Raw genomic sequence first — 11,072 nt, 5'->3', positions numbered from 1 at the left:
CGTTCTTTATTGAATAGATTTGACACCACAATTACTAGTTGGAAAGGCTTTAATTTCCTAGCATTTATTGTAATCGGATTAAAGAAATTTCATAAAATTGAAAAGTCAAGATGACTTCAATGTTAAAAAAGAAGAAAATAGATTAAACTATAGTTTTTAAACTTAAAAATCTTCAGATAGTGATCCTCGTATATCTCTTAAATATCTTTCTAGTTAACTTAAAGATTTATTACTGCAATTATCAAGTTTTATTTCTATAAAAACTTGTTTCAAAGTGAATAGCTAATAACTTTAGGAGCTGAAAACAATTTTTAAGGTGTTTAATTGGTACTTTTCTTGGTACTGTTCTTCTTTTTTGATTTTTAATGTTGTTCATTTATTTTTAGCTTTTAGCTAAAACACTAAAAAACAATATTTTAAAGAGTAGTGCACATAGCGGGAGTCGAACCCGCACTCACGTTGTGAACAAGCCCCTCAAGCCTGCGCGTCTACCAATTCCGCCATACGTGCTAAAACAAAAAAAGTTAAGCTGTAAAGCTTAACTTTGTGACCGGGCTGGGGCTCGAACCCAGGACCCTCTCCTTAAAAGGGAGATGCTCTACCAACTGAGCTACCCGGTCAATTACTTCCTTGAAAGCGGTTGCAAATATATAACTGTTTTTTGAATTGCAAAAACTTTTTTTTGTTTTTTTTTAATGATATTTGTCGTCACAAATTTAAAGCGATGAAAATAATTTTGTTAGGATATATGGCAAGTGGTAAATCTGCAGTTGGAAAAAAGCTGTCAGATAAATTAAAAATGCCATTTATCGATTTAGATAGCTATATAGAGAGCCATTTGAACAGTTCGATTTCTGAAATTTTTGATAAAAAAGGAGAGATATTCTTTAGATTGAAAGAAAGCGAGTGTTTAAAAGAGTTATTAAATCGAGAAGATGATTTTATTTTGTCTCTTGGAGGAGGAACACCTTGTTATGCTGGAAATATGGATTTAATAGAGAATTCAAGTTCCTCAATGTCATTTTATCTTAAAACGTCTGTTAAAACAATTTGTAATAGATTGATAAATGAACAAGATAAACGTCCTATAGTTGCTAGAATAAAAAGTGAAGAGCTTCCTGAGTTTATAGCGAAGCACATATTTGAACGAAGCTTTTTCTATGAAAAAGCAACATTCAATATTAAAACGGATGATAAAATAATCTCTGAAATATCAGGAGAGATCGCTGAGATTATTCTAAATAAGCCTTAATTTCATTAGGCAAAAATTCAACCACAACATTTTCCATGATAGAAGTGGAAAGAGAAATACCTTTAAAATCAGCTTTAACAGGATATTTTTTATGATTTCTGTTTACTAAAACAGCAGTTTTAAACTTTTTAAGCGGAACATCTAAAAAATGCTTAATAGCATAAATTAAAGTGGTGCCAGAGTGCAAAACATCATCTACTAAAACCAATGATTTATTGGTGTAATCTTTTACATCTAAATCTGTATGTATAGGTTCTAAAGGTTGTTTCTTGTTTATATGAACTTTACAAATTGTAACATTAATATCTGAAATTTCTTTAAGTGTGGCTACAATTTTTTCTGCTAAAAAGTAACCGTTATCAGCAATTCCTGCTATAACAATTTCATCTTCTTTATAATTAACCTCGTAAATTTGATATGCAATTCTTCTTATTTTATTAAGAATTTCTGAGTGGTTTAAAATAACATTGTTCATACGGCAAATTTAAACATCTTCTTCATTAGTATCATAATATTCTTCAATATCTCTTCGATCTTTTTTAGTAGGTCTTCCTGTTCCTTTTTTTCTATAATAATCTTTAGAATATTTTAAAAGTTCTGTTTTTTCAAATTCTTCTTTAGGAGTTATATCTTTTCTGTATAAATCAACTAGTTTAGCACCAACTCTGCTTTCAGGAATATCAATTACCCTTATTTTATAGTTTATTTGATTTTTTCGAACCTGTATGATTTCTCCACCATAAATTTCTCTAGAAGGTTTCAGGTTTTTATCATCAATTTTCACTTGTCCTTTCTTACAAGCATTTGTGGCTATACTTCTTGTTTTAAATAATCTAATACACCATAAATATTTGTCTACTCTCATACAAAAAGTTAAAATTTTATTCAATTGCTTTTTGCAAAGGTATAAAAAAGCTAAATTGCGAAACAAAACAAATATAAATGATAAAGTTTAAAAATATTTTACTGTTGGCTTTGTTGTCTGTAATGGTGTATTCATGTGGAGACAATGGAGTGAACCCTTTAGTAGATAATTTTGATCATGCAGGTCAAGCTGTTATTGATAATGATAGTATTGTGAATTTTTTAAAATTACATTATTATGAGGAGACTTCTGAGTCGATTGAGCCTTGGGTTACAGGGAAAACAACTTTATATGATGATCCTAATTTAAAAATTCAAGATATCAAGGAAACGATCAATGATGTTGAAATCGACTATAAATTGTATACATACATATCTGCTGTAGGTGGATCACCAAAAGGTAATCCTTCTGTTGTTGATTCAGTATTGGTAGATTACTCTGGAAGAAAGGTGTTAAATTCTAAAGAATTATCAGCTGTAACTTTCGATTCTAATGTAAATACTTGGTTTGTATTAGGAAAAGGAAGTGTAATTGATGGTTGGACTTACGGAATTCCTAACTTAATAGGAGGTGTTTTACCAGAAAGTCCAGATCCTAATGAGCCAATATCTTTTACAAATTCAGGTAAAGCATTTCTTTTTATGCCTTCAGGTTTAGCCTATAGAAATATTGGTAATGGAGCTGTTTTTGCTAATGAGATATTAATGTTTTCTGTTGAATTAAAAGATGTTATTTTAGGAACAGATCTTGATGCTGATGGAGTAGCTTCCATTGATGAAGATCTTGATGGTGATGGATTACCTTGGAATGATGATACTGATGGTGATAATTTAGCTAACTATTTAGATATAGATGATGATGGAGATACAGTGCCTACACTTTTTGAAGATGCTGACAAAGATGGTAATCCTGCAAATGATTTTAATGATCCAAATAAGCCAGATGTGCCAGATTATTTGAATATAGATGTTCGTAATTCTAATCAAGACGATTAGTTACAATAAGAAATTATAAATTTTTAAAAAGGTCTTTTGAATTAATTTCAAAAGACCTTTTTTAGGTTGTAGAATTATTTTTTGCTCTGACGGAATTATCATTTACACAGGTTTTATCAATGTTTAGTTGGTATTTAGCATAAAATTTAAATACAAATATTATGTTACGTAAATATCGAATTTTAAAAATGATTGCTGTTTTCTTAATAAGCTTTATTGTTTTAATTGTTGGTTTTGGAATGTGGTTTAAAAGTTTAATACCCAAAAAAGATACTTCAGTTGAAATAGCTACTATAGAAAATTTATCTTATTTGACTCATAATAAAATAGCAAAGAGAGGAAAGATTTTAACGGTTGTTACCAGTACAGATGCTATAGGTAGTAGTGGTAAAAGTACCGGTTATGAATTAACAGAGTTGGCAAGAGCATATTTGGTTTTTGAAGCCAATGGATTTGATGTTGATGTTGCAAGTCCGGAAGGTGGGAGACCTCCTGTGGTTATAGATGATGAGGATATGGGAAAATATGATTATGCTTTTTTAAATTCATCAGTTATTCAAAATAAAATTAACAATACTATAGCTTTAGAAGATGTTGATTTAGATAATTATGAAGGAGTTTATTTTGTAGGAGGGAAGGGAGCTATGTTTGATTTTCCTGAAAATAAGGTTATACAGAAAATGGTAAGAAATTATTATGAAAAAGGTAAAGTGATAGGAGCAGTTTGTCACGGACCAGCTGCTTTAGTAAATGTTCGTTTAAATAATGGTGATTTATTATTAGAGAATAAAAGAGTAAGTAGTTTTACAAATGAAGAAGAGTTGTTGTTAATTCCTAATGCTGAATTAATATTTCCGTTTTTATTACAAAATAAATTGCTTGAGAACGGGGCTGAATTTGTTGAAGGAGAAATGTATTTGAATCAAGTTAGTTGTGATAGTAATTTGATAACAGGTCAAAACCCATGGTCAACATGGAGTGTTGCTGAAAACATGATAAAACAATTAGGATATAAACCAAAATTGAGAGAAATTACAGGAGAAGAAAATGCTGTAAAGGTTTTATCAAACTATAGTAAGTCGGGTAAGCAAAAAGCAAAAGAGTTGATAACAAATATGGTTGTGAAGAATCAAATGAAGTTAGATAGAATGTTGATAGCTAAACATTCAATTATTGCTGTTATGAAGGGAGAAATAGGAGCTGCCGTTGATATGATAAATTTGGTTTCTTTTGCTAAGAAACAAGAATCGAGAAGAGAAAATAATAATTAAATTTGAAAAAAACGAATACTTGAGCTTTTTAGATATACTTCTCATTATTATTAGTAGCGCCGGTCTTTTACATGGGGTGACTTTTGCTATTCATCTTTGCTTTTTTAAGAAGAAAGAATTGCTAACAAACTATTTATTAGCATTTATACTAATTTTTATGGCTTTTAGAATAGGTAAGTCTGTAATGTTAAATTTTGGAAATGATTTAGAGCCAGTGTTCATTTTTGTTGGATTAGCTTTTTTATTACTGATAGGTCCTCTTCTAAGATGGTATGTTATTGCTATGTTGCGTGCTAATTTCAAATTCTCTAAATATTACTATTTAGAGTTTTTGCCTTTTTTAGTCATGTTTTTAGCTAGTTTTATGGTAACAAGAGAATGGTACGAGTCTCAAAATGAATCGGTGATTATTGTATTTGCAAGTTTCTTGATTTTCATTTATCTACACTTTGCTTTTTATATTTTTATATCAAATTCAACTTTACGAAAAGTAAAAAAGAGCTATAGTTCTGAGTTGTTAACGAAGCATCAGAAGGCAATTTTTAGTTGGTTACATTTTTTAATACTAGGCTTTGTTGTAATATGGTTTTCTTATTTCTTGAATATTATTGAAAATATGGTTCCGTATATAACCGGACCTATTATGTATTCAGTAGTTATATATTTTTTGAGTTTAAAAGCATTTCAATTAAAAATAACAGATATTGACGGAGGAGTATTTAAAAAGAATGATGATTTAATATTATTTGGAGTTATAAAGAAGTTGATTTATGAAGATAAGATGTTTTTAGAGCCAGATTTGTCGCTTTCTGGTATTGCTAAATTGACAGGGAAAACAAATCAAAAAGTATCTGAAGTAGTGAATCAATATGCGCAGCAAAATTTTAATGATTTTGTGAACTTTTCAAGAATTGAAGAAGCTAAGAAAGAGCTTTTAAATCAGGAAACACAAAACCATACAATAGCTTCAATTGCCTTTGGTGTTGGTTTTAGTAGTTTGTCTTCTTTTAATAGTTCTTTTAAAAAATTTGTTGGAATGACACCTTCAGAATTTAGAAAAAAATAGGCCTAATACATGTTTAAAATTTCTCAAAATAAACCATGTTATGTTTGTAGCTATTACCAATAGGAATTTCAATTTTACCTATTTCTAAATCGTGTTTTGTGTAAGCTGTAATTTTATTTTTATTGACAATGTAAGAGCGATGAATTCGTATAAATCGGTTATCAATTCGTTTTTCAAAACTAGAAATACTTTCTTTTATTGTAATTGTGTTATTGTTGTTGTAATGTATTTTAATATAGTCTTTTAAGCTTTCAATGTAAAGTACTTCTTTAAATAAGATTTTGATTTGTTTTTTAGATTTACTTACAAATACAAAATCTTGAAAACCAGTATTTTTCAAGTCTTTATCTAAAGTTTTTGTTGAGTTAGTGAATTTTTGAATAGCAGAGAAGAATCTTTCAAAAAAAATAGGTTTTAACAAGTAGTCAACAGCATTTAATTCGAATCCATCTATGGCATACTCACGATAAGCTGTAGTGAAAATTACTTTAGGTTTATAAGCTAATGTTTTAAAAAAATCGATACCTTTTAATTGAGGCATTTCAATATCTAAAAACAATAAATCAATTTTTGTGTTCGATAAAATTGTACTTGCTTCTAAAGCACTTTTACAAGAAGCTATTAAATTAAAATCAGGTAATTTTTCTAAATACGTTTCAATTAATTCTCTAGCCAAGGGCTCATCATCAATAATAAGGCAATTGTACATTTATATTAAATTTAATTTTAAAAAAGCCGCAAAAGAATTAGAACTATTATTGATGATTAAACTATGTGTTTTAGGGTATAATAATTCCAACTGTTCTTTTATATTTTTCAATCCAATTGAGGTTGATGTTGTTTTTTCTACCACAAATTCAGGAACACTGTTTTTTATAGTAAAAGCTAATTGTTCATTTTCTTTGGTTATTTCTATTTCAATTTTAGCCTGGTCTATTTCTTGAGCAACTCCGTGTTTAAAGGCGTTTTCAACAAACGTTAATAATAATAATGGAGCTATTTTTTCATCGCCATTAACATTTTGAGTAAAATTAATAGTTACTCTATCTCCGTACCTAATTTTTTCTAAAGACAAATAGTTGTTAATAAGCTCTATTTCATTACTTATGGTTACGTAGTTATCATTGCAACGATATAAAATATAATCTAAAATATGTGATAGTTTTTCTATCACTTTAGAGGTGTCATCAGATTTTTTTAAAGTTAAAGCGTGTAAATTATTTAAAGTGTTAAATAAAAAGTGCGGATTTAATTGGTTTTTTAAAGCAGAAAGTTCTGCAGATTTTTTTTGTTCGTTTATTCTAAGAAGATGTTGTTTTTCAGAATATAATTTTAACACTAAAATTAAAAAAGTAGGGTATAATAGATATAATGACTTGGATATAAATTCAGCAAAACTTGTAAATCTGCCTAGTAGAGAAGGATCTTCAAAACGTTTTATATATCTAACATAAGTACTCGGAAACTTAACCTCTAAATAATACATATGCACTACAGTACAAATACAATAAAATAAAAGTAAAGTAAGTATCATTAAAAGTGTAAAAACAGTGTTCTTCTTTTTGTTTAAGAAAGACGGAATAAGAAATTCAACTATAACAAAAGCCATCAAGATTTGTTCAGTGGTTCTTACACCATAAGTAAGAAAGAGTTCGTAGTTTGAATTGTAGTACCATGATGAAGCTGATGCAGAAAAAGTGAAAATCAACAACCAGAATATCAGATATTTTAGTTTGGAGGTTTCAATAAACTGTTGAAGTTTTTTTAGCATTGTAAATTTGTTTGGTATAAAAATACAAATCTTAGTCTTCTTTTTTTGAGTTTAACTACTAATACAAGTTAAAAGATGTCTAATAAGTGTTTTCCGTAGACAAATTAGTTAGGCATTGTAAAACGATTTTTTAACCACGATTATTCATTGTTTGTATGCAGTTTTCAAAAGGAATATGGTATACCAATAGTTTCGTCATCGAATAATTTAATTATCGTTTTATGAAACATGTTTTGTACATTTTTTTACTATCCTCAATTACTTTTTATGCACAAACGGGGGCTATTAAAGGAAAAGTAATAGATAAAAACTCTCAAGAAGTATTACCATATGTAAATGTGATACTAAAATCAGGAGAAAAAATTGTGACAGGAGGAATTACAGATGAGAAAGGTTTTTTTAGTATTAAAAATATTCCTTACAACACGTATAAGGTTTCAATTCAGTTTATAGGTTATAAAAGTGAATATAGAAATATAACATTGAATGCTGATCAAAAAACTATGAATCTTGGAATAATTCATATTGAAGAAGATGCAGTGGCTTTAGAAAATGTAGAAATTACAGCAGAACGCTCTACAATTGAACAAAAAATAGATAGAAAAGTGGTTAATGTTGGAAAAGATTTGACAACTACTGGAGCTTCTGCTAGTGATATTATGAACAATATTCCTTCGGTTAGTGTGAATCAAGATGGTGATATCTCTTTAAGAGGAAATGATAATGTACGTATTTTAGTTGATGGCAAACCAACTAATATAGATCCTAGAGATATTTTACAGCAAATTCCAAGTACTTCTATAAAAACGATTGAATTAATAACCAATCCTTCTGCTAAATATAATCCTGAAGGAATGAGTGGAATTATAAATATTACTTTAAAAAAGAATACAGCTTTAGGTTTTAATGGAGCTATAAATGTTGGTTTTACTCAAGGGGAAGGTAGTAGATATAACAATTCGTTAAATTTGAATTATAGCAATGGCAAGATTAATTTTTATGGTAGTTATAATAATCGCTTTGGAGATCAAATTACAACAGGAGTGGTTACTAGAACTTTGGAGCAAACAAGACAATCTACCAGAAATATTAATAATCAAGAGTCTCATTTAGTAAAAATAGGATTTGATTATTTTATAGATAAAAAGAATACATTCTCAATTTATACAAATCAGAATATATCTAATCGAGTATCTGATGGTAATAGGTCCATCACATTTTTCACAAATCCTAGTGCTAACTTTCAACAGATGGATGATTTAAAAAGAAAGAATAGAAATCAGGTTTATAATATTGATTTTAAGCATGTTTTTTCTGAAAATCACACTATTGAATTAGAGGTTGACTTTAATCAATTAAAACAAGACAGAAATAACGATTTTAATTACACTGTTAATTCGCCTGTAGCAGATTATGATGAAATAATTAATGATAACAGAAATAACACCACTATAAATTTAGATTATGAGAATTCTGTAGCAGAAAACTCTACGCTACAACTTGGGGCTGAGGCTCGATTAAACAAAGTAGAAAATGTATACGAAACGGATCGTGTTGATTTCAGAGATTCAAACTTTAGTTTTGATAGAAAAATATATTCTTTCTATACTACTTTTAGTCAAAAATGGGAGCAATGGCAGTATAATTTAGGAGTTAGGTTAGAGAGCTATAAAGCAGATAATGAGTTTTTAGAAGTAGGAGAAGAGCTACAAATTTTTTCTGATAAGCAGTTTAATATATATCCTTCGGGATTTTTAAAATACATACCAAGCGAAAATGCTAAGAGTAGCTATGTATTAAGTTTTAGTAGGAGGGTAGATAGACCTTCTTTAAACCAAATTAATCCAATTAGGCAAATTAGTACACCATTAACGATTATTACAGGTAACCCTAATTTATTACCTCAATTTACCAATTCAATAGAGTTAAATTATACCAGAAAATTAAATAAAGGAAATTTTACTATTGGAGGCTTTTATAGAAGAGTTCATGATGATATTAATAGAAGAGGATTTTTTGATGAGGATAACCCAACTGTTTTGGTGATTGATTATGATAATTTTGATAGTACAAATGCATATGGTTTAGAATTTTCTACCAATTATAAGCTGAATAATTGGTGGCGTTTGAACGGAAGTGTAGATGTATATTCTAGAAATCAACAAGGAATTATAGAAGATCAAGATGTAGAAGTAAGTAATACATTGTTTAATGTGAAGCTTAGTAATAGTTTTAAAGCTACAAAAGCTTTAACATTTCAGTTATTTACTTTGTATACAGGAAAACAAAGAGTTTTACAATACGAATTAGAAGAAAACTTTTTTGCAAATATTGGAGCTCGTTATAGCTTTGCTAAAGGAAAAGGTAGTATAAATTTAAACTTTAACGACATTTTTAGAACACAACGTTTTGCTTTTAATGCTTTTAGAACAGTTGTACAAGAAGGTGAATTTAAAAGAGATACTCAAGCTGTTTTTATAGGGTTGTCTTACAGATTTGGGATAAAAAATAAAAAAGCAGGACGTAAAAAACGTGATTCTAATACAAAGGCAGATAAGTTCTTGTGATATTTATTATGTGTTTAAGATGAATATAGTATACAGGAAAATGAAGAAGCTGAATTTTTAAAATTCAGCTTCTATTTTATGATAGAATATCAAACAAGATATCTATATATAAACTTTATAAGTTATTTAAAATGGAGTAGGAAAGCCACCTTCGCTCTCGCAAGATTGGTGGATAAGAGTACAAGTTCTAGCATAAGGATATCCATCTATTGCACCACAAGGCTGGCATCCAGGAACTGGTCCAAAACATAAACCATGATAATGATAAGAAGCACAGTAAGTAGCAGCAGTTGTACCTCCACTAATTTGCATTTGATCAGCTTTGTTTAAGGCTCTTCCTAGGTTTAAGATTGATTTTTTCATAATAATTAAAAGTTTAAATGGTTGATAATTCTTTGGTAGTTTAAAGACATCCAAAGCTTCTGTCTGTTTTTTTTAATACTATCTATATGATTTAGATTTATTGTAAAATTTATGAATAAAGGATAGCAATCAACTTACATTTAAAATTCTTTTCACTTTGCATATACTATATTATTGAAAATTTCAAATATTATATTGTCAACAATATTTCATAAATATATAATATTTTTTATTAATTAGGTGTGAATTTTATTTGATCATGATGTTTTGTGGCACGTTGTTTGATTTTCAATATCAAAATAAATCAAAAAACGAACTATTATGAAAAAACTAATAGCTTTATCATTTCTTTTTTTTAGTATTAATTCTATGACTGTTTTTAGTCAAATAAGAATTGGAGGAGGAGTTTCAATAGATATTAATTTACCTATTCCTGATGTTGTTATTGTTGATAGACCAACTAGAAGAGTACCAGAGCCAGCTCCAAGAAGAAAACCAAGAGTTAAAAAAAGACGCAAAGCATGTAATCAGTGCCATAGAGATAGAACATATAGTTACGGAGAAATTCAAAATCAGAATGGACCTTTTGGTAGACAAATGTTTAGTGTGGTAGGTGCACATTTAGAACCTTTACAAAACAGAACAGAAGTAGTTAGTTATCAGTTAGATTCAGGAGATGTTTTAGAGCTGTTTATTGTTACAGAAAATCCTAACGATTATAACTATCATGTATATAGAGATAACTACAGGTGTGAAAACAATAGAATTATAAAAGTATTATTGAATGGTGATTATTTAGACCTTGAAGATGGTAATTTGTCTTTACAACCAAGAGGAAGAAATGGCTTTCATTCAGTTATAAATTTACACAGTATATATGAAGGAGATTTTAACGGAAGCGTTAATTTTTAAAAAATAAGAA

At 28.6% G+C, this 11,072-nt stretch carries 11 protein-coding genes, 2 tRNA genes and 1 pseudogene; 7 read left to right on the top strand and 7 right to left on the bottom strand.

Annotation, left to right across the window (positions count from 1 at the left end):
* Nucleotides 1–114, top strand: a pseudogene (locus EYW44_RS22815) (IS5/IS1182 family transposase); the annotation flags it as partial.
* Between the two features lie 313 nt (nt 115–427).
* Here EYW44_RS22815 and EYW44_RS19680 read toward each other — a convergent pair.
* Both EYW44_RS19680 and EYW44_RS19675 read right to left on the bottom strand, forming a co-directional pair.
* Nucleotides 428–510 (bottom strand) — tRNA-Leu (locus EYW44_RS19680).
* A gap of 37 nt (nt 511–547) precedes the next feature.
* Nucleotides 548–620: transfer RNA gene (locus EYW44_RS19675), tRNA-Lys, on the bottom strand.
* A 104-nt stretch (nt 621–724) separates the two neighbouring features.
* Between EYW44_RS19675 and EYW44_RS19670 the strand changes: the two genes are divergently transcribed.
* Complete coding sequence (locus EYW44_RS19670; protein ID WP_132726803.1) at nt 725–1,252, top strand: shikimate kinase; 528 nt, start codon at nt 725–727, stop codon at nt 1,250–1,252.
* Here the strand turns inward: EYW44_RS19670 and EYW44_RS19665 are convergent.
* Both EYW44_RS19665 and EYW44_RS19660 read right to left on the bottom strand, forming a co-directional pair.
* Nucleotides 1,233–1,727: a phosphoribosyltransferase family protein gene (locus tag EYW44_RS19665; RefSeq protein ID WP_207893816.1), complete on the bottom strand. Its 495-nt coding sequence runs from the start codon at nt 1,725–1,727 to the stop codon at nt 1,233–1,235. The two genes, EYW44_RS19670 and EYW44_RS19665, sit on opposite strands and share 20 nt — an antisense overlap.
* A gap of 9 nt (nt 1,728–1,736) precedes the next feature.
* Nucleotides 1,737–2,117, bottom strand: coding sequence for an RNA-binding S4 domain-containing protein (locus EYW44_RS19660; protein WP_132726797.1), 381 nt, complete (start codon nt 2,115–2,117; stop codon nt 1,737–1,739).
* Nucleotides 2,118–2,194: 77 nt separating this feature from the next.
* Here EYW44_RS19660 and EYW44_RS19655 point away from each other — a divergent pair, with 77 nt between their 5' ends.
* The 3 genes from EYW44_RS19655 to EYW44_RS19645 all read left to right on the top strand — a co-directional run bounded on the left by EYW44_RS19655 (nt 2,195) and on the right by EYW44_RS19645 (nt 5,449).
* Nucleotides 2,195–3,112, top strand: coding sequence for an FKBP-type peptidyl-prolyl cis-trans isomerase (locus EYW44_RS19655; protein ID WP_132726794.1), 918 nt, complete (start codon nt 2,195–2,197; stop codon nt 3,110–3,112).
* A 161-nt stretch (nt 3,113–3,273) separates the two neighbouring features.
* A complete protein-coding gene (locus tag EYW44_RS19650; protein WP_132726791.1) occupies nt 3,274–4,383 on the top strand; it encodes a type 1 glutamine amidotransferase domain-containing protein in 1,110 nt (369 codons plus the stop codon).
* Between the two features lie 157 nt (nt 4,384–4,540).
* Nucleotides 4,541–5,449, top strand: a complete 909-nt coding sequence (locus EYW44_RS19645) for an AraC family transcriptional regulator (protein WP_132726788.1) — start codon at nt 4,541–4,543, stop codon at nt 5,447–5,449.
* A gap of 13 nt (nt 5,450–5,462) precedes the next feature.
* Here EYW44_RS19645 and EYW44_RS19640 read toward each other — a convergent pair whose 3' ends face one another.
* Together EYW44_RS19640 and EYW44_RS19635 are read right to left on the bottom strand one after the other, a co-directional pair.
* Nucleotides 5,463–6,158 (bottom strand): LytR/AlgR family response regulator transcription factor, encoded by a 696-nt coding sequence (locus EYW44_RS19640; protein ID WP_132726785.1) that lies wholly within the window; start codon nt 6,156–6,158, stop codon nt 5,463–5,465.
* On the bottom strand, nt 6,159–7,220 hold the full coding sequence (locus EYW44_RS19635) for a sensor histidine kinase (protein ID WP_132726782.1): 1,062 nt from the start codon (nt 7,218–7,220) through the stop codon (nt 6,159–6,161).
* Between the two features lie 221 nt (nt 7,221–7,441).
* Here EYW44_RS19635 and EYW44_RS19630 point away from each other — a divergent pair, with 221 nt between their 5' ends.
* Entirely contained in the window at nt 7,442–9,787 is a 2,346-nt protein-coding gene (locus EYW44_RS19630) for an outer membrane beta-barrel family protein (protein WP_132726780.1), read from the top strand.
* Between the two features lie 126 nt (nt 9,788–9,913).
* On the opposite strand, the gene EYW44_RS19625 is transcribed toward EYW44_RS19630, so the two are convergent.
* A complete protein-coding gene (locus tag EYW44_RS19625; protein ID WP_132726777.1) occupies nt 9,914–10,150 on the bottom strand; it encodes a hypothetical protein in 237 nt (78 codons plus the stop codon).
* A gap of 321 nt (nt 10,151–10,471) precedes the next feature.
* Between EYW44_RS19625 and EYW44_RS19620 the strand changes: the two genes are divergently transcribed.
* Nucleotides 10,472–11,062, top strand: a complete 591-nt coding sequence (locus EYW44_RS19620) for a hypothetical protein (RefSeq protein WP_132726774.1) — start codon at nt 10,472–10,474, stop codon at nt 11,060–11,062.
* Nucleotides 11,063–11,072: the final 10 nt, after the last annotated feature.

It is taken from the genome of Tenacibaculum sp. M341 (assembly GCF_004337695.1).
Lineage (GTDB): Bacteria > Bacteroidota > Bacteroidia > Flavobacteriales > Flavobacteriaceae > Polaribacter.
This window is presented reverse-complemented; position numbering and strand designations above follow the sequence as displayed.